Below are 25,702 nucleotides of genomic sequence, written 5' to 3'. Positions count from 1 at the left end.
AACTCTTTCACCCACTGGGTGAAAACAATATTTTAATAGATTATTGATATACTGGGCCTGACAATTTATTTCGTGGTTGCTATGAATAATTCAGGTATAATTAACACAATCAAGTTATAATTAACACAATCAAGTATAATAGAAATAAATTCATCTGAAAAGATTTAGAAAAAGGAAGTTGGGGCACTATTGCAGATATTTGCTAAGCTTAAAGAAGTTTTGAGATTACCGGATATGGGCGGGAATGGTGATTACATATTTAAAGTAAGAGAACAGATAAATAAAAAAACAAAGGCTAATCTTGTCATGTCAGTAGATGGACCAAGTGGACCTCAGCATGAAATTAAAGATGTAATGGAAGCAAAAATAAGAGATAATTAGTTTTAATAATTAAAAACCCGGGCATCAGCATTATGGAAAAAGTTGGCCCGGGTTATTTTATATGTTTTAATAATTAAATTCTGCCCAGCTAGGGTCAATTATCCGATTATCTTGATTTAGCTGATCCATTTTTTCTCTTGCTTCAGCAGGCAATTCCCAGCCGAAAAGATCAAAATTTGCTTTTAAGTGTTCACTGGAACTTGCTTTAGGGATTGCTACAATATTTTTATCTATTAACCATTTAAGAGCAAGCTTAGAAGCTGATCTGTTATATTTTTCTGCCAGCTTATTAATAACTTCATTTTCAAAAATTTCTCCTCTGGCCAGTGGACTGTAAGCTGTCAGCACAATTCCATTTTCCTGACAGAAATTAAGTAGTTCTTTTTGATAAAGTGTCGGATGGAATTCTACCTGATTAACTGCTACTAAGTCAGGATAAATTTCCATTGCGTCTCGAAGATGATTTACTGTAAAGTTACTGACACCAATATTTTTAGCTAAACCCTCTTCTTTGATTTCTTTTAAAGCTTTTAAGCTTTCTTTTAGAGGTATTTTTTTATTGGGCCAGTGAATTAAAAGCAAATCCAGATATTCTATCTCTAATTCATCCAGAAATCTCTCTGCATCTGCCTTTATATCATCATAATGCAAATTTTCTGGCTTTATTTTAGAGGTTATAAATAGTTCTTTTCTGTCAATATTAGCTTTCTTAATTCCTCTACCAACAGCCTGATGATTGTCATAGCCGTCAGCAGTATCAATGTGATTATAACCGATATCCAAAGCTTCTTTAACTGACTTTGTACATTTTTCTCCTCTTAACTGCCAGGTTCCCAGACCTAAAAGTGGCATCTGATCCCCGGAATTTAATTCAACATATTTCATTTTATCAACCTCCAATTTTAATCTTAATTTATGCTTTAAATTAATTATAATCAAATTAAGAATTATTATCAACATTTATCAAGAAAAAAAGGAGATTTAGTAACTATGTTGAAATTAATTGTTAGAAGCATTTTGATTCTGCGGGAAAGGAAGTGTAGTTTTGAAATTTAAATTTTTACATAATATAGAAAATAAAATATACTTTATACCTTCAATTTATGCTATTGCAGCTACTCTGCTTTCAATTCTGGTAATATTTATTGAATATCAGTATACAGAGACCCTGGTAAATGTACTTCCATCTTATTTTTTCACTTCCTATGATCTATCAAAAACAATTTTATCAACTATAGCTGGCTCTTTATTTGCTATGATTACAGTTTCTTTTTCCACTATTATGGTAGTGCTGACTATGTATTCCTCACAATTTTCTCCAAGAACAATGCAAGATTTTCTAAAAAACAAAGTAACTTTAAAAGTGCTGGGTATTTTTATTGCAGGTTTTATTTATTCAATTTTAACTCTTCTTTTTATTGATGATAGCCTGCAGGGAAGTGGAGAATCTACAATTTTTTCTGCAATGATAGGTGTTATTGTAGCAATTGTCTGTCTGGGATATTTTGTTTATTTTATTCATCATGCTGCTAATTCTGTTCAGGTTAATTTATTAATAGAAAATCTTAAGGAAGAAGTTATAGAGATTGTTGATTCCATTGAGGCTAGAAATAATAGTAATGATCAGATTCGTAATGATCCTCCAGAGAATTTAAAAGAAAAGCTTGATCACAAATCATATGATGTTCACCCAAAGCAAAGTGGTTATATTCAGGTTATCTATGATATTGAGCTAACCAAGCTGGCAGATGAATATGACATAATAATTAGAGCTGAAAAAATGATTGGTGATTATGTAACTGAGAATACAATTGTTTTTAAGTTCTGGCAGCTGAATCAGGAAGTGGAAGAGTTTGAGAAAGAGGAAATTGAAACCATCGAAAATAAAATTATTGATAATCTGGTAATCAATAATGAAAGAAGTAAAAAAAATGATATCGAATTTGGACTTTTAAAATTGACCGAAGTGGCCTTAAGAGCGATTTCTCCCGGTATTAATGATCCTAATACAGCTATTTTTTGTATCAATCAGCTGGGATGGGTTCTATCACGGATTGCAGTCGCCAATTTGGAAAATACTTATTATTATAATGATAAAGATGAGCTCTGTTTTATTTTAGAAGATATTTCTTTCTGGGATCTGCTTTATAAAACTTTTTATCAGTTAAGTCATTATGGTAATCAGGATGTATCTGTTGCTGGCTCAATAATTGATGCCCTGGTAATTATTGCAGAAGGTAGTCCTAAAGATATTAAAGAACAGGTCTGGAAATTTAGCCATTATATATTGGGAGGTTTTGATAAAAATGTACTGGAACAGGAAGACAAAAAATTCTTAAATCATAAAATTTATAGACTGGCAAAGGAGACTGGCAATAAAGAAGAAAGAGAAAAATATTTTCAGGTGGAAAATTTTAAAATCAATTAGTAAGCTTTTAACTTAAAAACTAATTAATTATTGTTATGCTTATTTACAAAGATTAAAACATTAAATCAGAGGTGAGCTAAGAATGAAATTAAAGGGTAAAAATATTGCAATGTTAATTGGTCCGGGTTATGAGGATCTTGAATTCTGGGTTGTCTATATGCGAATGATAGAAGAAGGTGCCAGTGTAGATGTGATAGGAATGAAAAAAAATAAAGAATATAGCAGCAAACATGGCTGTCTGACTAAAAAGGCGGATTTTACTGCTGCAGAAGTATTAGATAAAGACTATGATGGAGTCTTAGTACCTGGTGGCTGGACACCAGATAAAATTAGAAGAGATAAAAATATAGTTGAGCTGGTACGTCAGAATTATGAGAAAGGGAAAATAATTGGTTTAATTTGTCATGCCGGTCTGGTAGGGATATCTGCTGGTATAGTAAATGGTAAAGCTACTGGATCTGAGGGTATTAAAGATGATATTATTAATGCCGGAGGCAGCTGGGTTGACAAACCAGCTTTTAGAGATGGAAACATAGTCTGGGGTAGAGTTGTTAAAGATATTCCAGCTTACTGCAGGGAACTGGTGGCAGCACTGGCTGATTAATTGTTTGGCAATTTAATTTGTAATTTAGATTTACTTCAAAATATATAAAGAGGTGATCATATGGCAGAAGAAGAGTTTTACAGACAGAAAGCAGTCGATATTTTAGATGATTTGAATACATCAAAAAAGGGGCTGTCTCAGTCTGAAGCAGATAAAAGACTTGCCAGAGATGGCAAAAATGTACTGCAGGCAAAAGCAGATAAATCACTATTTAAAATTTTTTTAGAACAGTTTAAGGATGTACTGGTAATTTTACTTTTAGTAGCTGCAGTTATGTCCTTTGCAATTGGAAGCTATCGTGATGGTACAATTATGGTTATTATTGCTGTAATTAATTCGGTTATAGGTTTTCGCCAGGAATATAAAGCAGAAAAGATTATGGATTCGTTAAATAAACTGGTTAAGTCTCCTTCTAAGGTTATCAGAGATGATCAGATTGGGGAAATTGCCCAGGAAGAGCTGGTTGTTGGAGATATTGTCAGTCTGGAAGAAGGAGATAAGATTCCAGCTGATTTAAGAATTATTGAGTCATTTAATTTAAGGACAAATGATGTTTCATTGACTGGAGAATCAATGCCTCAAGAAAAACAGTCCAATCATATTGAGGAAGAAAGGCCTCTTGCTGATAGAGATAATATGGCTTACTTAGGCACCACAGTAGCCTCTGGCTCAGCTAAAGGTGTTGTTGTTAGGACCGGTATGGAAACCGAAATGGGAAAAATTGCTTCTATGACACAGGAAGAAGATAAGTCTAAATCTCCTCTCCAGTCTGAGCTGCAGTCTGTAGCAAATAAGATTGCCACTTTTGCAGTAATTATTGCCCTTGCCTTATTTGGAGTTAGCATTTATCAGGGTTATGGATTAGATTTTGCTTTGATTTATGCTCTGGGGATAGCTGTTGCTGTTGTACCACAGGCTCTCCCAATGCAGGTAACAGTTGCTTTATCTCAGGGAGTTGATCGTCTGGCAGAAAAAAATGCGGTAGTTAAGAAACTTTCTTCTGCCGAAACTTTAGGCTCCACAAATGTAATCTGTACAGACAAAACCGGAACCCTGACCAAAAATGAGATGACAGTTAAAAAGGTGTTTTTTGATGGTAGTGAGTATCAAGTGACCGGACTTGGTTATGAGCCAGAAGGAGAATTAATAGGTGAAGATGGAGATCCTTTAACTGAAGAAGAGATTGCAGAAATGGAGATTATTTTTGATGCTGCAACCATGGCTTCTAATGCTGAGATTCATGAGCCAGATGAGGAGCATCCTGGTTGGTATGCAATTGGTGATCCAACAGAAGCGGCTTTAATTACTCTTTCAACTAAACTTGGTACCCGTTCTCCTACTGAAGATGAAGATAATCCTGAGTTACATGAGTTTAGTTTTGATTCTGATCGCAAAAGAATGAGCTCAATCAGACAATTCGAAGATGGCAATTATCTTAAGATGAAGGGTGCCTTAGGAAGTGTACTTTCTATTTCCAAACATATCTTAAAAAATGGTGAAGTAGTAGAAATAACTGAGGAAGATAAAGAAAGATTAAATAAATTAAATGAAAAATATTCTAAAGATGCAATGCGGGTACTGGCAATAGCCTATCGTAAATTAGAAGATGATGAAACAGATTATGTATTAGAAGAGATTGAAAAAGATGTTATCTTTTTAGGTCTGGTTGCTATGATTGATCCACCGAAAGAAGGTGTTAAAGAGGCTATTCAGGAATCTCATGCTGCGCATATTGATACCTATATCATGACTGGTGATCACGCAATTACAGCCCAGGCAGTAGGAAAAGAAATAAGCCTTTCTGTTGATGAAAATGAGGTGCCTGTATTTACCAGTGAAGATTTAGAAGCAATGAGCGAAGATGTTCTGCAGGAGAAAATGGAACAAAATGAATCTCTAATATTTTCCAGAGTTTCTCCGGAAGATAAATTAAGGATTGTTAAAAATCTAAAAGAGCAGCAGAAAATTGTTGCGGTTACTGGAGATGGAGTAAATGATGCACCGGCACTAAAAAGTGCTCATATCGGAGTTGCTATGGGACAGATGGGGACAGATGTTTCTAAAGAGGCCTCGGAATTAATTTTGCTCGATGATAGCTATCCAACTTTAGTTTATGCAATTAAAGAGGGTAGAACAATTTACAATAATCTGAAGAAAACAGTAATTGCTTCTCTTACAACAAACGGAGCTGAACTAACAATTGTGCTGCTGGGTCTTTTAGCTGCAGCAATACTGGGGACTCCAATCCCAATTTTAGCTATTCAGATACTTTCAATTGATCTTTTAGCTGAAATTTTACCACTGACAGCACTAACTTTTGATCCGGCTTCAGAACATTTAATGAAATCACCACCTCGTAAACAGGATGATCATATAGTTAATACGAACAGTTTTAGTGAGATAATGTTTCTGGCTATTCTGATGGGGGGATTGGCTTTTACTAATTTCTATTTATTTATTAACGATCAGTCAGCCGCAGTTAGAGCGGGAACCCAAATCTATGCTCGAGCAACAACCATTTCATTTTTAACAATTGCTTTTTCTCAGTGGGTTAATATTATGTCCCGCAGATATGAATATAAGAGTATTTTTAACAAAAATTTCTTTAGCAATACCAAAATGCTTTATTCAATCTTAATCTCAATTGCCATGGTTTTATTAATTATTTATTCACCAGTCAATAGTTTTCTTGGTTTTGCAGGAGTTACCATAGCTGACTGGGGAAGAGTTGTAATTGCTGGAGGTATTTTCTTGATTGGTCATGAAGTTATCAAGTTTTTCAAAAGAAGAACTGAAACCGAATAAAAGATAATTTTAAAAGTAGATTATAATGGGGGTAAGCTAAATGTTTAATATTAAATTAAAAAGAGATGGCAAAGAAAATTTATATATCCAGATCTATGAGGCAATCAGGGCAGAAATTCTGGCAGATAAGTATACACCAGATACCAAGATGCCTTCAATTCGAAAGCTTGCTTCCCGGTTGAATGTTAATACAGAAACAGTTGTCAAGGCGTATGATCTTCTGGCAGTCGAAAATTTAATCTACAAAAAAGAAGGCAGTGGGAGTTATATAGCTCCTGCTGCAGCTTTAAAAAGCAACAGTGATGATCATCGCCTGAGAATTTTGAGTTCTAAAAAGTTTTCCGCTCCTAGCAAAATAATTGATTTCAGTGGGGCTGAAAATACAGGGGAATTTTTAGAAGAGTATTCCTGGGACTTAATTTTTGACCGTTTTTACTCAGAGTTTAAGGGGAATGTTTTTAGCAGTATTGCATCTGATAATTCTTATTTTAAATTTCTCCAGGACCAGTATTCAGATTTAAATAAAAATAAATTATTTTATAGTTCGGAAACAGGTTTAAGGGATATTATGAGTGAAATAGTTAGAGGTAAAAAGGAATTCCTTTTTACCAGAGAAAATAATATTTCAGTTTTTAATAATTTTTTTAATCTAGCAAGTATGGGTTCTGAAAAAAATAATTTTCAGACTGGTTTTGATTCGGAAGCTGAACTTAATTTTTATCTGAGCCCATCTGATTATGAGAGTTTAATGGATTACCTGGAAGAAAATAAAATTGATTATTTATTTATTAGTGATGAATCGACAGCTGATGGAGTGCTGGATTGGAGCCTTTCAAAGCTTAAATCACTGCTGGAATTGGCCCGAATGTTAAAATTCAAGCTAATTATTTTTGAGTATTTTGGATTTTATCAACAAAATCCCAAAATCAAAGAGTTATTAGATTCTAAATTTGCAGATCAAATAATTTTGATTCAGGGGCTTACAGAAAGAGTTTTTCCGGGCTTAAAAATGGGATTGGTTTATCTTAAAGAAAAAGATTTAAGCAGAGATAAGGGACTAAAAATTATTGATAAGTATTCTTTAACTAAATATTTGTCCCAAAACAGCTTTTCCGCAGGAGATAATTTAGTTTATAATCTGCTGAGTTATTATCTTAATAACGGTTATTTAAAAAAGAGACTTAAGTTATTAAAGCAGAGACTGAAAAACAAAAAGCTTTTACTGGCTGAAAATGTAAAAGAACATTTTCGGGGAGTGCAGGCTGTAGAAATCAATTCTCTGTTTTATCTAAAATTAGTCCTTAATCAATCAATAAATCAACATGATTTTAAAGTTTTTGCTGAGAAAAATTCTATTTTGCTTCCTCTATATTGGAATTTTGCCGCCAGAGATGAGAGCAGTCAATTAATTATTTCGCCGGCAACATTAAATCAGTTTTCAATTAAACAGGGAGTTATGGCTCTGGCAAAAGTATATTGGCAGTTTATCAGTTAAAAAATAACTTTATATTTTATAAATTTTTGATAAAATATAATTATAGAAAAGATACTTAAATTCTTTTTTAATATTTGTCTTAGTAGTAGTCAAGAAGTAGTGAGTAGTATATTTAAATTTAATAGGGGGTTAAAAAGATGACAGAAATTAAACTGGAAACTTTAAAGGATCTAATTCAATGTCAGGAGAGTCCCTGTGTTTCAATTTATATGTCAACTAAGGCGGTTCATAAAGGAGAATTTAAAAAGCTCGAAATTGAATTCAAAAATTTGCTGCAGGAAGTTGAAGAAAAATTAGAAGAGAACTGGGACTTCAAGCAGCGAGATGTTGATAAATTTCTAAATCAGGCTTACACTCTGGCTGCAGATAGTGCTTTCTGGCAGGAACAGAATGAAGGCCTGGCAGTATTTATTTCACCTGATAGATTTGAACATTACAAACTCGCAGTTGATACCTATGATAAATCGCATGTAAGTTACAGTTTTAATTTAAAACAGCTGATTGCAGAGTTAAAGGATAATCAGCAGTATTATTTGCTTGCTTTAAGCCCCAACCATAGTCAGCTGTATCTGGCTGATCGTAATAAAATAGAAGAAGTTAATGTAGAAGAAATGCCGGCTAATATTAAAGAATTTTTAAATTTAGATGAAGAGGCAGCAGAAAAATATCAGTCTGTTAATACCGCAGGAGGCTCATCGGTATTCCATGGACAGGGAGCAGCCTCAGATGATGATAATGAAGATTTGATCCACTATCTCAAAGAAATTGACAGGGTCATTAACAGAGAATTGAAAGACTCAAATAATTATTTAGTGGTAGCCGCTGATGACAGTGTCTTTTCCCTTTATAAAAATATAAATAATTATGATAATTTACTGGCAGCTAATTTAAGTGGCAACTCCAGACAGATGAACAAAAAAGAACTTCTTCAAAATAGCTGGCAGATTGTGGAACCTCATCTTCATGATTATTTAAATAAGGACAAGGAAAGATACCTTGAACTTCAGGCAACTGAAAAAACAGCCAGTAATTTAGAAGATATAGTTGAAGCTGCTCATTACAGTAAGATTGATATTCTCTTTTTAAATAAGAGAGCGGAAAAAGCCGGAGTTTTTGTTGAAGATGAGAACGAAATTAAGACAATGGGTAATAATAAAGACTATGATCTTTATAACTTTTCCGCAGTTGAGACACTTGTTAATGGTGGAGAAGTTTATCCTTTAGATAGTGAAGAAATGCCTGTTGAGAGTGATATAGCTGCTATTTTTAGATATTAGCTTATTTCTGAGCCGTTAAAAAAATAAAATTATTTTTAATAAGCACAGTCAATCTGCATCAGTTACCAGAGGTATATTTACTGGTGACTGATGCTTAATTTTATTTAAAAATGTAATATCTTCTAAATATCTAAATAATATACAGAAAAAATATTTAAATTGATAATAGAGTAAAATTATGATTAAATAGTTTTATATAATTTTATAGAAGGATAATCTAGTGGGAGGAATTTATGGTGATAACAAAAACAAAGGAGAATAAGAGTGGTTTTAGTTTAAGTTTAAATTATAAGTTGATTTTTATTATGCTGGCAATTAGTTTAATTCCAATTACCTTACTGGGGTATGTAATTACCAATCAGAGCAGTGAAGCACTTAGAGAGGCTAATTTTAATCAGTTAGATTCAATCCGGACAAATAAAGCCAATCAAATTGAGACTTTTTATAATGATATTAAGGGAGATGTGGAGGTTTTAAGTAGGACCCCGATTATAATTGATGCTTTTAATAATTTTAATAATGCTTTTTCATCCGGCGGCTCTGAGGGTGTAATGTATCAAATTTTTATCGAACAATTTGGTCCTTATTTTAATACATATGCAGAAGAAAATAACTATAATGATATATTTTTAATTAACCCGGAAGGAGATATTATTTTTTCTCAGTCTCAAAATAGTGATTTAGCTCAAAACTTAACTAAAGGAGATTTAGCAGATTCAAATCTGGCAGAGGCATATAAACAGGCAATACAGGGTAAAGTTTCGCTGGTAGACTATCAATATTACGCACCGGTAAACTCCCCGGCCCAATTTGTAGCAGCTCCGATACTGGAGAGTGAAAAAATAATTGGAGTAGCTGTTCTTCAGATTTCAACACAGCCGATTAACCGAATAATGGGAGGTGTTTCTGGACTGGGAGAGAGTGGAGAAACATATCTGGTTGGAGAAGAGAGGCTGATGCGTTCTAATTCTAGATTTACAGATTCAAATGAAATATTAAAAAAGGAAATTAACACTCTGGCTGTTAATCAGGCTTTAGCAGGTAATGAGGGGAGTCAAATTATTAAAGACTATCGGGGAGTAGAAGTTTTAAGTTCTTATTCTAACCTTGATATTAAAGAGATTGACTGGGCCATTATTGCTGAAATTGACAAAAATGAAGCGTTTGCGGAAATAAACTCTATGAATAATAATACTCTAATCATCATTTTAATTATAGCTCTCCTGGTAATTGTTATTGCATATTTTTTCTCTAGCAAAATAACTAGACCAATCGCGCAAGCAGTTGAAATGGCAGAAGAAATTTCCTCAGGAAATCTGGCTGTTGATAAAATTAAGATTAAATCTAATGATGAAATTGGGACCCTGGCAGTTTCTTTAAATAAGATGCTGGACAATTTAAAACTTATTATTGAAAATGTATCAGATATTGCTGCCGGCCTTTCGGTATCCAGTCAGGAACTATCTGCTTCTGGTGAAGAAGTTGCGGTTTCTGCAGATCAGGTAGGAGATTCTATTCAACAGGTAGCTTCTGGAGCTGAAGAACAGTCAGCTCAAGTTGAAGAAGCCAGCAGTATTATTAATCAATTGATTGATCAGATTTCAAAAATTAACAGTATTTCGGTTGATATGAATTCACAGGCGGATACTGTAATGAACAGTATAGAAAATGGGAGTAGTTCAATTAATAATTCGGTAGTACAGATTGAGAAAGTAAAGGATAATTCGGCTGAAGTCTCCAGTGGCATAAATGATCTGGGAAAACTTTCGGCAAAAATTGGAGAAATAGTGCAGTTGATTAATGGAATTGCAGAACAGACTAATTTACTTGCTTTAAACGCAGCCATAGAAGCGGCAAGAGCTGGTGAAGCTGGTAGAGGATTTTCGGTTGTAGCTGATGAAATCAGGGAACTTGCTGAAGAATCTTCGAATGCTACTGATCAAATTGGCTCTTTAATCAAGGAAATTCAAACTGGAGTAGAAAATGCAGTAGCCAAAATGAATACTACAGAAAAAGTAGTTAATAATAGTGTTAATGCAATTGATGAAACAGGTGATTCGTTCAGCAAAATCAATCAGGCGGCAGCAGAATTAAGGAGATTAATAGAAATTATTTCCAAAAAAGCAGAACAGGTTAATCAAAATAGTGAACTTGTTGATTCTACTATTTCAGAAATTGCATCTGTTAGTGAAGAAGCTGCCAGTAATTCCGAAGAGGTAGCTGCTGCCAGCGAAGAGCAGTCTGCATCTACTGCTGAAATCGTAAACGCTGCCGATCAACTCTCTGATATGGCTGATGAACTTAAAAAAGCCATTGATCAGTTTAATTTATAATCTTTGAGAAATCTCAGTTCCTGCTGCATAAGCAGTAGAAAATGCAGCCTGCAGATTGTAACCACCTGTATCACCATCAATGTCTAAAACTTCTCCTGCAGCAAAAAAGTTAGCAATAATTCTGGATTCCATAGTCTGGGGATTGATCTGACTGAGGTCAATCCCACCTCTGGTAACCATTGATCGATTAAAATCAGCAAGAGATTTAATCTTAAATTCCAGACTGGAAAACAATTCAACAATTTCTTTTCTTTCTTCTTTCTTTAAGTGAGCAGCATTCTGACTGCCATCAATATCTGCAAGTTCAAGTATTTTTTCAATCAACCTCTGGGCCAGCGGATATTTAATTAACAGATTAAGCAGGTTTAATCTGCCCTCTCTTCTAATTTTTTTGATTATATTATCCTCTAATTCTTCTTTAGAATAATTTAAGAGCTTGATTTTGATAACATCACCCCGCTGCATATAACGCGAATAATTAATTATTCCGGGACCGGAGAGGCCTCTGTGGGTTAGCAGCAGATCATCTTTCCATCTTTTTAATAATTCATCATTCCTCCAGAGAGAAATTTCTTTATTTCTGAGCGAAATTCCACTCAGCATTTTAAATTTATAGTCTTTAATAATTACAGGTGCCAGAGCAGGGCGGGGTTCGATAATATTATGGCCCAGACTGCTGGCAATCTTAAAACCATCACCGGTTGATCCCGTTTTCGGGAATGATTTTCCACCTGCTGCAAGTAGAAAATATTTACTTTTAAGAGTTTGAGCTATAGTTTTAATTTCAAAAAATTCATCTTTTTGCCTAACCTTTTTTATTTCTGAATTATAGATTATTTCGATATTTCTATTTTTTATTTCTTTTAATAAAACATTTAAAATATCTGAAGCCTGATTTGACTTAGGGAAAATCTTACCACCTCTGGCTGTTTCAAAATTAATTCCTCTATCTTTAAAAAATTGCATTAGCTTTTGATTATCAAAGGTATAAAGGGCCCCCAGAAGGAAATTATGGTTTTCTCCATAATGATCAAAAAACTGAGCAATATCTCCTTCATGGGTCAAATTGCACTGTCCGGAGCCGCTGATCAAAAGTTTTTTGCCGGCACTGGAGTTTTTTTCTAAGATTATGATTTTTTTATTTTCATTATTTTCTGCAGCCTGAATGGCAGCAAATAGTCCTGCTGGTCCAGCACCTGCAATAATTAAATCAGCTTTCATTTTTTCATTCCTCCGTATTTATGATTTTGTGCTTCGAGATAAAAATATAAGATTACCTGATTTTAATAGAGTTTAGTTATGCCTGTCTTCATTCTGGATTTTTTAGTACTTTTACAAGAAGAGCAGTCAATTAATCTATTTAAAAACTAAAAAAATCTCCTAAAAAGGAGACTTAAAATAGTGTTATAAGTGTTGATATGTATTAAACTGGTGCCGAAGGTGGGACTCGAACCCACACGTCCGTGAGGACAACGGATTTTGAATCCGTCGCGTCTGCCAATTCCACCACTTCGGCATCAACACCATTTATTTTAACATAGAAAAATCTTAAAAGCAAGAGCTGTTATTTGTAAAATGAGATTATAGATCACAGACTGCTGTAATTATTTACTAAAAGGGTTGAATTATATAACCTGCTTTAGTACAATATAATTAACATAAAAAGAAAATATTTCAATTAAGGGCAAAACTGCTGAAAAGCAGTGACGCAAAGCTATGGGTCTTTTTGAGATCGCCAGGCTGCAGAGATGACTGCCCGACCTTTTATGGTCGGTTTTTTTAATTTTAGAATTTATTTAGCTGTAAAGTTATTATTTATCTGGAGGGTCAGCAGTGGATATTATAGAGAAATTTAAATTACAAATAGAAGAATCTACTCTATCAGAAACAAGTTTCAAAAAGTTTAATCTCATAGAAGAAATGATTGATGTCGGAATTTGGGAGTATAATTTAGAAAAAAAACAGCTATATTTATCTTATTGGGCTCAAAATAAACTTAATATTAATCAGAAATATACCAGCCAGGATCCCATTGAGTCAATTAAAGATTATATTCATCCAGATGATCGGAGAGAAGCTCAAAAAAACTGGGAAAGTTTCATTGAAAATAAAAAGGGTAAATATAAAAATATCTTCAGGATTAAAAATAAATCCGATTATATTTATATCAAACAAAGTGGTAGATTTTTAAAAGATAATAAAGACTCAGCTATTAGGGTAATAGGTACAACTACAGAAATCACAAGGGAAAAGCAGCTTGAAAACAAATTGTATCAGCTAGCTTATTTTGATGATTTTACCAATTTGCCCAATGAAAAATATTTTTCAAAAAAGTTAGAGCAACTGATTAGATCAGTTGAGAAAAGTCAGCAAACTCAGAGATTTGCTGTTTTTTATATCGAAATAATGGATATGGATAACATTTCAAATGTAGTTGGTTCACTGCATGGTAATCAAACAGCTAAAAAAATTGCAGACAGCTTAAAATCTGATCCTGATCTTAGTTTAATCAGTCATTATTATGGAAATAAATTTTTACTTTTATTTAAAAATATATATCAGAAAGAGAAAATTAAGCAAAAAGCAAAAAAAATAATAGAAGCAATTAAAGTTCTCTGGCAAGAAAATAAAATTGATTATTTTTTGGATTTCAAAATAGGAATTACAGTTTATCCTTTTGATGGGGAAAATGCCCAAACATTGATCACCAGAGCTCACCATGCGGTTCATACAATTGAAGACAGCAATCAATTTTATCAAATATATGATAAGAATATTTATTATGAGAAACTAAATAATATACATCTTAAAAATGATTTAAGAAAAGCTGTAGAAGCAGAAGAATTAAGTCTGGTTTATCAGCCCAAAATTGATTTGAAAGATGAACAAATTGTTGCATTAGAGGCACTTCTTCGCTGGCACCATCCTAAATTTGGCCAGATATCTCCAGAGTATTTTATCCCAATTGCTGAACAAAGTAATCTAATAACTAAGATAACACGCTGGTTAATCAAAAAAGTAATAAAAGAATTTAATCAGAATCAATTTTTAAGAGAATCTGAAAAGATAATTTCAATTAATCTTTCTGCTTATGATTTAAAGGACGATACTCTTATCACTTTTCTTGAAAATTTAATAGAGGCAGAAAAATTGTGTCCTCATCAAATTGATTTTGAGATTACAGAATCTATTTTTCTAGATGCTAAAGAACAAGATTTAGAAAATTTACATAAACTAAAAGAATCTGGGTTTTATATTTCTCTTGATGATTTTGGTAAAGGGTATTCTTCCCTTTCTTATTTAGCTAAACTTCCCATTGATATATTGAAACTTGATATGTCATTTATTCGAAATTTAGAACAGAAAAAAACTAGGATTCTGATTGAAAAAATTATTGAACTTTCACATGAACTTGATTTTAAGGTGGTTGCAGAAGGTGTAGAAACAGAAAATGAACTGAATATATTAAAAAAATTGGACTGTGATTATGTTCAGGGATATTATTATTATCGACCAAATTCCCTGGAAAAACTGGAAACTATTATCTGTAATGATTGCAATATGCAGACTGTATGATATAATTTTACTATAACAGATAAAAAAGGTAGGGATTAGTTATGCTGAAATCAATTAAAGCCAAAATGTTGCTTGCAATATCAATATTAATTTTAATTATTGTCGGGGGAACAGCTCTAACTTTGTATGATCAGTCAACAAATATTTTAGAAGATACAATAATGTCCAGTGCAAAGGAAAGCGCCAGGCAAAATTCAAATACCATTAATGAATGGTTAAATGGAGTGGAAGTGTTTTTAAGAGATTTAGCTAACTCTAATGATGTTAAAACAATGATGTGGAGCAGTCAGGAGAGATATTTAAAAGAAGCTGACCATTCTGATCTGGAAAATATTATTGTAGCTCGACCTGATGGCAGGGCCAATGTTGTTGGAGGGAAAAGCATTAATGTTGCAGAAAGAGAATATTTTCAGAAAGCAATGGAAACTGGCAGGGTAACATATTCTAATACTCGTCCCAGTGAGTTAAGCGAAGGTAATGTTATATCGATTGCTGTACCAATTATAGATTTTGGAGAACAGGTTGGAGTTTTAATTGGAACAATTTCTACTGAATATTTACAGCAATTAATTACCAAAATGAATATTAACGGAGCAGGTTATGGCTGGATTATTAATCAGAATAAAAATACTATTGCTTATCCGGAAAGAGATTACATAGCAAATACTGAGCTGGCAGAAAGCAATCAGGATTTACAGGAAATCACTGATAAGATGGTAGCTGAAAAAAGTGGTGCAGTTAGTTATAATTTTAATAACCAGGAAAAAATAATGGCCTATCATCCGGTAGAAATTAATGGCTGGTCTGTTGCCATGACAGCAGAACGTTCTCAGGTTATGAGTGGTCTTGATAATCTGCGTAATATAAGTCTAATAATCGCAGGAGTTGCCCTGATTTTTGGTATAATTGTTACTATTGTGATAGCAACATATATTTCCAATCCACTTAATTATGTTACTGATATAGCTCAGAAGTTAGCAGATGGCAATTTCAATTTAGATATAGAAGCTAAGTATTTAAAACGAAAAGATGAGATTGGTAAATTAACAAACTCATTTTCAGAAATGATTAATAATTTAAAGGCAATGATTCTGGAGGTTAAAAATGTATCAGATAAGGTAGCAGCTTCAAGTGAAGAATTATCTGCCAGTGGAAATCAGGTTGGAGAAAGTGCGGATGAGGTAAGTAGGGCTATTCAGGAAGTTGCTTCTAATACGGAAGAACAATCAGCTCAGGTAGAAGAGACTTCTGCTATAATGGATGAACTAATTAAGCAAATAAAAATGATCAATACCTCTTCTGATGCTATGGACAGACAGGCTGAAAATGTAATGGAAAATATTGAAAAAGGTAATCAATCAATTGATCAGTCTGCTGCTGAAGTGAATAAAGTTAAGGATAATTCGGAGCGGGTTGAGAAGGTTGTTCATTCTCTGGCAGAATCATCTCAGAGGATTGGCGAGATAGTTAATATGATAAAAGAAATATCTTCTCAAACCAATTTGCTGGCTTTAAATGCAGCAATTGAGGCAGCAAGAGCGGGCGAAGCAGGGCGAGGATTTTCTGTAGTTGCAGATGAAATTCGCGAACTAGCAGAAGAGTCAAATCAGGCTACAGATGAGATAACCGAATTAATTGAAGGTATTCAAAAAGATGTCAGAGCTTCAGTAGAGAATATGGAAGAAACAGGAGAAGTTGTTGAGTCAAGTGTTAGTTCTATTCAGGAAAGTGGCACAGCTTTTGAAGAAATTGAACATACAGCTGAAGTTTTAGGTAGAATAATTAGAAATATTAATAATAAAGCTCAAGAAATGACTGCAAATAGTGATAATGTAGAAATAGCAATTGGAGAAATTGCTTCTGCAAGTGAAACAGCCGCAGCAAATGCAGAAGAAGTTGCAGCTTCAAGTCAGGAACAGAATGCAGCTACAGATGAGATTATAACAGCTTCTCAGGAACTGGCCGAAATGGCAGAAGAACTATCAGCTTCAATTTCAAAATTCAAACTGTAAAATTGGTTCCTGGTTAATTTTCGATTCGCGATATAATTGGAAAAATGATTAAGTAGGCTGTTACAATGTATATCAGGCTGGTCAGTAACCCGGTTTTATAATTAAAATTAAAAAAATGATCTAAATAAGTATTTATTGAGACTGAAAGAATTATTAGCGATAAAGCAGGAAGCAGGAGCGAAAGCTGTTCCCAGATTGTGACTGAATAAAAATCTTTTGTTTCAGTCTTAAAGTTTAACTTACTCCTTTTTAGATCTTTAAATATTACTAACCATAATATTTTTAGAGAGTAAGCGGCGGTTAGAATACTTCCCAGGTGCAGTAAAAATTCAAATATTGGAATACTGCTTAAAGAATATTTTATTAAATCTTTGCTATTATAGCCAATAAAAAAAGGGAAGGCCATTAATGATAAAAAAGAAAGTAGGGTACTGAAAGTAGTTATTTTGTGTCTGACTGTACAGTACTTAAAATCAAAAATAGAAGTAGACTTAAATTCTTTAATCCAGTTTCCAGCACCATTAAATAATGTCGATTTAGCCAAAGCATGAGCAATAATCTGAATAACTGCTCCATAATAGCCATAGATATTACCACTGCCAATTGCCAGGGCTATAAATCCAAATTGACTTATTGAACTATAAGCTAAAATTAGCTTATAGTTTTTTTCTGCAAGAGCTTTTATTCCACCATAGAAAATCATAATTAATCCTAAATATAAGAGTAATCTATTGCCATTTGTAATAATTTTCAGCAGAGAAATATAACCGAGTTTGGCGACCAGGCCAGAGGAAATTGCACAAAAGCCAGTTGATGCCTGTTTATAAATATAAGGTAACCAGCTGTGCAGGCCGATAATTGCACTTTTAACCCCCAGTCCAATAATAAACATTAGCTGCAGCCAGACCTCCTCTACAGCCCCTATAACTTGATATCCGTTTGTATAAGCTGTTAAAACAGTAAATATTAAAAAACTTCCTCCTACAAACTGAATCACAAAATATTCCCAGGCAATATTTTTATTGTCCCAGAACAGCATTAAAGTGGTAGTTAATGTAGCAAGTTCCCAACCAAGCACAAAAACGAACCAGTTTTTGGTAGTAATTATAAGAGAAAAGCTCATAATAAAAATTACTGTAATTGTTAAAAAGATAGCTCGGTAATTTTTAATTTTTCTCCAGTTGGAGACCAGAGTAAAAAAAGTTACCAATAATCCAGTAATTAAAAATAAGCTATTAATTTTATTAATACTAAAATTGCTGGAAATAAAATAGACCATTTTAACTCCTCCTTCCCAGAATTATATCACAACTATTAATTTACTAAAAGCAAATGCTTAATTAATTGAGTCAGAAAAATTTGACAAATCCGAAATCTAATGATATATTTAAAGCACTGAGTATTCTAAACTAGTTACACTTACTCAGGTTAAATTTTAGGAGGAAGATATTAATATGGTTTACACAGGAAAAGTTAAGTGGTTTGATGAGAAAAAGGGTTATGGATTTATTGAAAGAGAAGATGGCGACGATGTATTTGTACATTTCTCTGCTTTACAGCAGGAAGGTTTTAAAACCTTAGAAGAAGGTCAGGAAGTTGAATTTGAGATTGTTGAAGGAGATCGTGGACCTCAGGCAGAGAATGTTGAAGTTATATAAGTAAAAAATTATGGAAATTACCCTGGCTATTAACTTAGTCGGGGTTTTTTTATGTTTAATAAAAAAATAATTTATTAGTTGATTTTTGTTTTCAATAAAGATAAAATTATATAATAGATAATCAAATAAAGAAAGTTTAAAAACCAAATATGGAGGTTAATTATGAACTTTAAAATAATAGTTGATAGCTGCTGTGATTTAACAGATGAAATAAGAAATAAATTTGATATCTCGACAGCACCTCTGTCAATAGATATTGGAGATAAACATTTTGTGGATGATGAGAATTTGGACCGTGAGGCTTTGTTAGCTGAAATGCGTAATCATAATCAGGCTCCAAAAACTGCCAGCCCGGGACCGGGTCGTTTTTTAGATTTATATAAAAAATATGAAAATATTTTTGTAGTAACTCTTTCTAAAGAATTGAGCGCAACTTATCAGAATGCTGTTCTGGCAAAAAATATGCTAGTTGAAGAGTCTGAAAATAAATTTATTAAGGTATTTAATTCTTTTAGTGCTTCAGTCGGAGAAACAATGATTGCTTATAAACTGGGAGAGTTAATTGAATCTGGTTTAAAAAAAGGGGAAATTATAGAAAAAACTGAAGAATATATTGCAGGGATGCAGACATTATTTGTTTTAGATTCTCTTGATAACCTCATTAAAGCGGGAAGAATGGGAAAATTAAAAGGGAAAATAGCTTCTTTTTTTAATATTAAACCAGTTTTAGGTGCAACTCCGGAAGGTACAATAACTCTTGTTGATAAAGCCCGGGGAAGTAAAAGAGCAATTAGAAAATTGGTAGATAAAATTGGAGAAAAAGGGGAAAAACTAGAAGAAAAAGTTCTCGGAATTGCTCACTGCAATGCTCTAGAGAAAGCAGAATATATTAAAAAACAGGCTGCTCAAAAATATAATTTTAGAAAGATTATTATCGTAGAAACAGCTGGGATTAGCACAGTCTATGCTAATGAAGGTGGGATAGTTATAGCATTTTAGAAAAAGCCGGTGTAGCTCAAATGGTAGAGCAGTGGTATCGTAAACCGAAGGCTGCAGGTTCAAGTCCTGTCATCGGCTCCATATATAAATTTTAAACAGATTATTTTATTCTTTCCAGGCTTCTACCAGTTTTGTCAGCCCCTGAAGGAAAAAACCACCTGCCACCCAGTAGTATACAAGTTCTGGATTGGAAATAATTAAGATTCCTACAATAATATATATTAATCCAGAAAATACTAAACTAACTTTGCTAGTTTTATCAGCTTTGTTTGCCAATTTATCCACCCCCAGAACAAAAGCATTTGAATTATAATGTTTTAATATTTTGTTTTTAGGATTAAATTCGCCAAGATGTGACCGCAGGTCTTTCCAAAAATCTGGAAAGAATATTATATTTAAAAATATTCCACCAAGTAATAAACTAAGGAGATAAGTTGAACTATTCCAGTAATTTCCCCAACTTAAAAGCAATCCAATTTCATCCATAAATAAACCAAGACCAATACCATAAATTAGAGCATTATCCCTCTGGTCAATAAATTGTGTCCTGGTTATAGAAAACCAACCTGCCAGAGCAATTAATGCAATTCCAATATACAGGTGATGAATATGATAACCAAAAAGTATAATATTGGAACCTATATAAAACTTTATATCACCAGTCTTAGCAGCATTGGATGCTGCACTACCTGCAGAACCAGCTATCATTACAGCCAGTCTAATTAATAAAAAGCTTAAAAGATAAGAGCTGCTGATAATGAAGGGAATTGACTTATCATTTTCTTGTTGAACTTTTTGAAAGTTTTCCTGACTATTAATTGGAATCACCTCCAGAGAACTAATTTACTTAAGTATAGGAAAAACAGGCATTTATTGCAAGTTCTTAAGCTGGGTTAATAGGATATTTTGTCTTTATAATAATTTTGATTTTTACAAAATAGAGGATAATTATTGTTGATCAAGAATATACATAAATAGAGAAATAATTCTGGAAATTGAATATATTTTTAAATTCGTTATGTGAGGTTGGGTATAACGGGTTAATTTTTAATGAGGTGGAGCCGGATGGCAAAGAAAAAGATAATTATATTAATTATTTTAATTATATTTATTTTGACTACAGAAGTAACTGCTGTTTCAACATTTAGAATAATGGCAGCTTCCAGTTTGCAGGAACCTTTAAATGAGATAAAAGATAAATTTGAGGCAGAAAGCAGAGATTATAGCTTGGAAATTAATTATGCAGGAAGTCAGATGCTTTTCAGTCAAATAAAAATGGGAGTAGATTTTGATCTCTTTTTATCTGCAAACTATAATTATTTAAATCAGTTATCCCGTGAAAATATAATAGCAAAAGAAACGATTTTTGCCAGAAATGAATTGATTATTATAATAAATTCTCAAAATGAGAAAATAAATAATCTGGAACAATTAATAAGCAGTGATTATTCTTTACTGCTTGCTGATAGATCTGTTCCTGTTGGCGATTATACCGGCAAAATGATCAAAAACTTTTTAGATTCAATTGCTGATCCAAAAATTAGACAAAAAATTAAAACAGACTTTAATTCTTCAATAGTTTCCAGAGAATTTGATGTAAAAAGTGTATTGAACAAAGTTAAACTGGGAGCAGCTGATGCAGGGATTGTCTATTTAAGTGATTATAATGATGATCAGGATTTATATCGAGTTAAAATCCCTGCAAAATATAATATAGAAGCAAAATATTATATGGGATTAAGTTATAATTCTACATCAGGATCAGAAAAAGTTTATAATTATATTTTAAGTAATGCAGCACAAAAAATATTTTCAAAATATAATTTTAAGAGAGTGAAAACAAATGAGTAAGGATTTAGTTCTGGATACAGAAAATCAAAAAAGAAAACAGCAAAGAATTTCTTTATTTCCACCGGATTATTTTTCGAAGCCTGAGAAATTTACCTTTTCCGATGAGTTATTAATTTTGATCCCTGCAGTTTTAAGTATCCTCTTTATTTCACTCATAATTCTTTCTTTATTTGTAGAAAGTTCAGCTGCAGAAATTATCAGCATATTTAAAAGTATGGATATTTTATCAGCTTTTAAAATTACTTTTTTGTCATTAAGTATTTCAGCTCTATTAACAATTGTTTTAGGGGTCCCATTTAGTTATTTTAGCAGTCGTAAAAATAGAAATATAAATAAAGTGATAAATATAGTCATCAGTCTTCCACTACTGCTTCCTCCAAGTATTACTGGCCTGGCTTTACTATTAACTTTTGGCAGCAGAGGAATTTTATCTAAACTGACTGACAACCTGGCTTTTACCTTTACAGCTTTAATCATTGTTCAGGTATTTGTTATGCTGCCTCTATTTATTCATACTTTAAAAAACTCTTTTGCAGCAGTTAATAAAAATATAATTGAGGCTGCTCTAGTTGAAGGAGCTGCCGAAAAAGATCTGTTATTTAAAGTATATTTACCTCTGAGTGGGAGAGGATTTATTACTGCGTTAATTATTTCTGTCCTTAGAGCTGCTGGGGAATTTGGAGCAACAATTATTTTTGCTGGCAATATGAGCGGTAAAACTCAAACACTAACTACAGCTATTTATAGTCTTAGTCAGACCAATATAACTCAGGCAATCGCACTGGCTGTTATTATGTTGAGTGCTTTTTTGCTTCCTTTGTTTTTGCTTGAGTTTAAGATAAGGGAAAAAACATAAAATTACTGGCGGAGAAAATTTAATATTTAGTCTGAAAGTTCAAACTGGCTATTTTTACTGCAAAATATTAAAATTTGATTAATACTTCAAAAAAAGAGTTTGTAGTTCCTATTTAACTATAATCACTTTAAATCAGAAATGTTAGGGCTATTTCTTTCAATAATTAGCTTGACAATCTCCTATAAAAAGTTATAAAATCTATATTAGACCGTAAAATTGTGGGAGTGATTTTTGTGAGTGATTTATTAATAATGACACCCGGTCCAACTGAGGTCAGCGAAGAAGTTAGACGGGCGATGAGCCGCAAAATTACCAACCCGGATCTTGATCCTGATTTTTTTGATTTTTACCTGGATGTTAGTTCAAAACTGCAGCAGATATTAAGGACAAAAAATGATGTGATTATTATGAGTGGGGAGGGAATTTTAGGCCTTGAGTCTGCCTGTGCTTCTCTAATTGAGCCCGGGGATAGAGTTTTAGTCCTGGACAATGGAATCTTTGGCAGAGGCTTTGCAGATTTTGCTGATCTTTATGGGGCAGAGGTTATAAGATGGGAATTCCCCTATAATAAAGAGATTGATATCGATAAATTAGAAGCAAAGCTGGCAGAGGAACATGATTTTAAATTTGCTACCTTTGTTCACTGTGAAACTCCTACTGGGGTAATAAATAATGCTGAAGCAATCACCAGTTTATTAAATGAATATAATATTTTATCAGTTGTAGATTCTGTTTCTGCAATTGGTGGTGTACCTATTGAAGTAGATAACTGGGGAATTGATATAATACTCGGTGGTTCGCAAAAGTGTCTTTCTGTACCACCAGGACTTACTTTTATGAGTGTTAGTGATGCAGCCTGGGAGGCAGTTAATAACCGAAAAACAGCTGTTAGAGGTTATTATACTAATTTACAGCTCTGGCAGAATTGGTATGAAGAAAAATATTTTCCCTATACTCAGGCAGTTAGTGATATTTATGCTCTGGATGCTGCTTTAAATAAGTGGCTGGCAGATAAAGAAGTATTTAAGCGTCACAGTAAAATTGCCAGTGCAGTCAGACATGCTATCAAGGAATCTAATTTAAATTTATATGCTGAAAATGGTTATTCTGACACAGTGACTGCAATTGAAATACCAGAAGGTATAAGTTATCAGGAATTAAATCAGCTGATGACAGAAAGTCATAATGTAATGATTGCAGCTTCTCTAGGAGAGTTTGAAGATAAATTAATTCGGATTGGTCATATGGGAGAAAATTGTTACGAAGAAAAACTTTACAGAACTTTAAAAGCATTTGACCACAGTTTAAGAGAACTAGGTTTTGGGTTAAATGTTGAATTACATAAAATTTTTGTAAATAAAATGAATTAAGGGGATGGAGCTCCCCCTTTAACCACTGTTAAATAGCAGTTGATGGCTCCTATCTTTTTAGGGTTTACCCTATCTAGATAGGGGCCTTTTTTTATTGCATTTGTTACCAGTTATTTAAAAATTATTTCTAAGCATAGGCTACAAAAGATTAAGAGAGGAGAGATTACTTTGGCTTTAAGTTTAGCTTTAATTATATTATTTGCTTTATTATTTGGTAGATTTTTTGATCGTTTAAAATTACCCGCTCTGCTGGGAATGTTGTTAATTGGAATTTTGTTGGGGCCATATGGTTTTGATCTGATAAGCCAGGATATTTTAAACATATCTTCGGATTTAAGAATGATTGCTTTAATAGTAATTTTAATTAGAGCAGGACTGGGAATTGAAAAAGAAACTCTAAAAAAAGTTGGTGTTCCGGCAGTAAAATTGAGTTTTATTCCCGGTTTAATGGAGGGAGCAGCTGTTATTTTAGCTGCTGTTTATTTTTTGAATTTTGAATTTGTGGAAGCGGGTATTCTGGCTTTTATAATTGCAGCTGTTTCCCCAGCTGTAGTTGTGCCTCAGATGTTAGCTTTAATTGATCAGGGGAAAGGTGCAGATAAAGGAATTCCCACTTTAGTCTTAACAGGTGCTTCGGTTGACGATGTTGTAGCAATTACAATATTTTCTGCATTTTTAAGTATTTATGGTGGACAACAGATTAATATATTCAGACAGATTTTAAATGTACCGGTTGCCATTTTGTTGGGGATTATTCTGGGAACAGCTATTGCTTTATTTTTAATCTATATTTTTAAAAAATATCATATTCGTGATACAAAAAAAGCACTTTTGATTTTAAGTTTTGGTATTTTAATGAATTCTTTGGAAAATTTACTGGATGGAATTATTCCAATTGCTACTTTATTAGGTATAATGGTAATTGGCTTTGTAATTCAGGAACGCTATTCTATTTTAGGAAAAAGACTATCATCTAAATTTAATAAAATTTGGGTTTTTGCAGAACTAATGTTATTTGTTTTAATTGGGGCTGAAGTTAATGTTCAGCTTGCCCTTGAATCAGGTTTATTAGGCTTAATTATTATTGCAATAGGTTTAAGTGCTAGGTCTATTGGAGTTTTTATCTCTCTTGCAGGAACACAGCTCAATTTAAAGGAAAGAGTTTTTTGTGTACTGGCCTATACCCCTAAAGCTACAGTTCAGGCAGCAATAGGAGCTATTCCACTTGCAGCTGGTGTGGCTTCTGGAGATCTAATTCTGGCTCTGGCCGTTTTATCGATTGTTGTTACAGCACCGCTGGGGGCGGTTGCAATTAAAACTGCTGGTAGTCACTGGTTAAAAGCCGATTCTAATTTATAAGTTGCTATCTCAAACTTCGCACTTGCCAAAAGATTCTTAGAGTGCTAAGTTTGAGTTTATTATTAAGATAATAGTTAATTTTCAATTTTTTTATATTTAACCAAGTTAATAACATTTGCTTATAATGGTTGAGATGTGATATTATTAACTTAGAGAAATTTGGATTAAAGGTACCTTGTGAGTACAATAGTCTGAAAATTCATGAAAGTATAACAAAATTAGTTAAATTTATCACAAAAAGGAGGGGGATTAAATGAATGAAGTTAAATCTTTATTTTACCGGGAGAGTCTTTTAGAAAAATTGCATGAAATTCAAAACAGTTATGGTTATATTCCAGAAATTGAGATTGAAAATCTGGCAGAAAAATATATGCTGCCGAGAGCCAATGTATATGGTGTTATATCTTTTTATTCTATGTTTTATACTGAACCAACAGGTAAATATATAATTAGAATTTGTGATAGTATATCCTGTCATCTTAATCAATCTGATTCTGTTTTAAATGCTGTAAAATCTTTTCTAAATTTAGAAAGCCATCAGACTACAGAAGATAAAAAATTCACCCTGGAAATAGTAGAGTGTCTGGGCCACTGTGGTGAAGGTCCTGTCATGATGGTTAATAATAAAATATATAAAAAAGTGAATAAAAACACGGCTCTTGAAATTTTAAATAACTGCTTATAATTATTTGATTTGT

The 25,702-nt window shown here is 32.9% G+C and carries 20 protein-coding genes, 2 tRNA genes and 2 riboswitches; of the genes, 17 read left to right on the top strand and 5 right to left on the bottom strand.

Annotation, left to right across the window (positions count from 1 at the left end; all coding sequences use genetic code 11):
* Positions 1 to 189: 189 nt before the first annotated feature.
* Positions 190 to 381 (top strand): hypothetical protein, encoded by a 192-nt coding sequence (locus BW929_RS09800; protein WP_076545308.1) that lies wholly within the window; start codon positions 190 to 192, stop codon positions 379 to 381.
* Positions 382 to 447: 66 nt separating this feature from the next.
* Here the strand turns inward: BW929_RS09800 and BW929_RS09795 are convergent, their stop codons facing one another.
* Complete coding sequence (locus BW929_RS09795) at positions 448 to 1,266, bottom strand: aldo/keto reductase (RefSeq protein ID WP_076545307.1); 819 nt, start codon at positions 1,264 to 1,266, stop codon at positions 448 to 450.
* 160 nt (positions 1,267 to 1,426) lie between these two features.
* Between BW929_RS09795 and BW929_RS09790 the strand changes: the two genes are divergently transcribed.
* The 6 genes from BW929_RS09790 (at position 1,427) to BW929_RS09765 (ending at position 11,323) form a co-directional block, all read left to right on the top strand.
* Positions 1,427 to 2,809: a DUF2254 domain-containing protein gene (locus BW929_RS09790; RefSeq protein WP_076545306.1), complete on the top strand. Its 1,383-nt coding sequence runs from the start codon at positions 1,427 to 1,429 to the stop codon at positions 2,807 to 2,809.
* Positions 2,810 to 2,891: 82 nt separating this feature from the next.
* Positions 2,892 to 3,413 carry a type 1 glutamine amidotransferase domain-containing protein gene (locus BW929_RS09785; protein WP_076545305.1) on the top strand — a complete coding sequence of 174 codons (522 nt, stop codon included), beginning with the start codon at positions 2,892 to 2,894 and terminating at the stop codon, positions 3,411 to 3,413.
* Between the two features lie 60 nt (positions 3,414 to 3,473).
* On the top strand, positions 3,474 to 6,218 hold the full coding sequence (locus BW929_RS09780; RefSeq protein WP_076545304.1) for a cation-translocating P-type ATPase: 2,745 nt from the start codon (positions 3,474 to 3,476) through the stop codon (positions 6,216 to 6,218).
* A 40-nt stretch (positions 6,219 to 6,258) separates the two neighbouring features.
* Complete coding sequence (locus BW929_RS09775) at positions 6,259 to 7,713, top strand: GntR family transcriptional regulator (RefSeq protein ID WP_076545303.1); 1,455 nt, start codon at positions 6,259 to 6,261, stop codon at positions 7,711 to 7,713.
* A 137-nt stretch (positions 7,714 to 7,850) separates the two neighbouring features.
* A complete protein-coding gene (locus BW929_RS09770) occupies positions 7,851 to 8,990 on the top strand; it encodes a baeRF7 domain-containing protein (protein WP_076545302.1) in 1,140 nt (379 codons plus the stop codon).
* A 236-nt stretch (positions 8,991 to 9,226) separates the two neighbouring features.
* Positions 9,227 to 11,323, top strand: a complete 2,097-nt coding sequence (locus BW929_RS09765) for a methyl-accepting chemotaxis protein (protein ID WP_234978090.1) — start codon at positions 9,227 to 9,229, stop codon at positions 11,321 to 11,323.
* On the opposite strand, the gene BW929_RS09760 is transcribed toward BW929_RS09765, so the two are convergent.
* Both BW929_RS09760 and BW929_RS09755 read right to left on the bottom strand, forming a co-directional pair.
* Complete coding sequence (locus BW929_RS09760) at positions 11,318 to 12,544, bottom strand: BaiN/RdsA family NAD(P)/FAD-dependent oxidoreductase (protein ID WP_076545300.1); 1,227 nt, start codon at positions 12,542 to 12,544, stop codon at positions 11,318 to 11,320. The genes BW929_RS09765 and BW929_RS09760 overlap by 6 nt on opposite strands.
* 208 nt (positions 12,545 to 12,752) lie before the next feature.
* A tRNA-Leu gene (locus tag BW929_RS09755) sits at positions 12,753 to 12,839 on the bottom strand.
* A gap of 157 nt (positions 12,840 to 12,996) precedes the next feature.
* A riboswitch (cyclic di-GMP riboswitch) is annotated at positions 12,997 to 13,071 on the top strand.
* Positions 13,072 to 13,156: 85 nt separating this feature from the next.
* Between BW929_RS09755 and BW929_RS09750 the strand changes: the two genes are divergently transcribed.
* Together BW929_RS09750 and BW929_RS09745 are read left to right on the top strand one after the other, a co-directional pair.
* Positions 13,157 to 14,899 (top strand): bifunctional diguanylate cyclase/phosphodiesterase, encoded by a 1,743-nt coding sequence (locus BW929_RS09750; protein ID WP_076545299.1) that lies wholly within the window; start codon positions 13,157 to 13,159, stop codon positions 14,897 to 14,899.
* A 41-nt stretch (positions 14,900 to 14,940) separates the two neighbouring features.
* Positions 14,941 to 16,911 (top strand): methyl-accepting chemotaxis protein, encoded by a 1,971-nt coding sequence (locus tag BW929_RS09745; protein WP_076545298.1) that lies wholly within the window; start codon positions 14,941 to 14,943, stop codon positions 16,909 to 16,911.
* A gap of 13 nt (positions 16,912 to 16,924) precedes the next feature.
* Here the strand turns inward: BW929_RS09745 and BW929_RS09740 are convergent, their stop codons facing one another.
* A complete protein-coding gene (locus tag BW929_RS09740; protein ID WP_076545297.1) occupies positions 16,925 to 18,190 on the bottom strand; it encodes a complex I subunit 5 family protein in 1,266 nt (421 codons plus the stop codon).
* A 175-nt stretch (positions 18,191 to 18,365) separates the two neighbouring features.
* On the opposite strand from BW929_RS09740, the gene BW929_RS09735 reads away from it, so the two are divergent.
* The 3 genes from BW929_RS09735 (at position 18,366) to BW929_RS09725 (ending at position 19,649) form a co-directional block, all read left to right on the top strand.
* On the top strand, positions 18,366 to 18,569 hold the full coding sequence (locus BW929_RS09735; RefSeq protein ID WP_076545296.1) for a cold-shock protein: 204 nt from the start codon (positions 18,366 to 18,368) through the stop codon (positions 18,567 to 18,569).
* A 162-nt stretch (positions 18,570 to 18,731) separates the two neighbouring features.
* Positions 18,732 to 19,568, top strand: coding sequence for a DegV family protein (locus tag BW929_RS09730; protein WP_076545295.1), 837 nt, complete (start codon positions 18,732 to 18,734; stop codon positions 19,566 to 19,568).
* 5 nt (positions 19,569 to 19,573) lie between these two features.
* Positions 19,574 to 19,649, top strand: a tRNA-Thr gene (locus tag BW929_RS09725).
* A gap of 24 nt (positions 19,650 to 19,673) precedes the next feature.
* Here BW929_RS09725 and BW929_RS09720 read toward each other — a convergent pair.
* Positions 19,674 to 20,396: a hypothetical protein gene (locus tag BW929_RS09720; protein WP_076545294.1), complete on the bottom strand. Its 723-nt coding sequence runs from the start codon at positions 20,394 to 20,396 to the stop codon at positions 19,674 to 19,676.
* 237 nt (positions 20,397 to 20,633) lie between these two features.
* Between BW929_RS09720 and modA the strand changes: the two genes are divergently transcribed.
* From modA to nuoE, 5 genes are all read left to right on the top strand, one after another.
* Complete coding sequence (gene modA / locus BW929_RS09715) at positions 20,634 to 21,419, top strand: molybdate ABC transporter substrate-binding protein (protein WP_076545293.1); 786 nt, start codon at positions 20,634 to 20,636, stop codon at positions 21,417 to 21,419.
* Positions 21,412 to 22,275: a molybdate ABC transporter permease subunit gene (locus BW929_RS09710; RefSeq protein WP_076545292.1), complete on the top strand. Its 864-nt coding sequence runs from the start codon at positions 21,412 to 21,414 to the stop codon at positions 22,273 to 22,275. The genes modA and BW929_RS09710 overlap by 8 nt, the downstream gene beginning before the upstream one ends.
* A gap of 233 nt (positions 22,276 to 22,508) precedes the next feature.
* Complete coding sequence (locus BW929_RS09705) at positions 22,509 to 23,645, top strand: pyridoxal-phosphate-dependent aminotransferase family protein (RefSeq protein ID WP_076545291.1); 1,137 nt, start codon at positions 22,509 to 22,511, stop codon at positions 23,643 to 23,645.
* Positions 23,637 to 23,704, top strand: a riboswitch (Fluoride riboswitch). (Overlaps the previous gene by 9 nt.)
* A gap of 109 nt (positions 23,705 to 23,813) precedes the next feature.
* Positions 23,814 to 25,004 (top strand): cation:proton antiporter domain-containing protein, encoded by a 1,191-nt coding sequence (locus BW929_RS09700; RefSeq protein WP_076545290.1) that lies wholly within the window; start codon positions 23,814 to 23,816, stop codon positions 25,002 to 25,004.
* Between the two features lie 253 nt (positions 25,005 to 25,257).
* Positions 25,258 to 25,689, top strand: a complete 432-nt coding sequence (nuoE, locus tag BW929_RS09695; protein WP_076545289.1) for an NADH-quinone oxidoreductase subunit NuoE — start codon at positions 25,258 to 25,260, stop codon at positions 25,687 to 25,689.
* Positions 25,690 to 25,702: the final 13 nt, after the last annotated feature.

This window comes from Halanaerobium kushneri, from assembly GCF_900156285.1.
Taxonomy (GTDB): Bacteria; Bacillota; Halanaerobiia; order Halanaerobiales; family Halanaerobiaceae; genus Halanaerobium; species Halanaerobium kushneri.
This window is presented reverse-complemented; position numbering and strand designations above follow the sequence as displayed.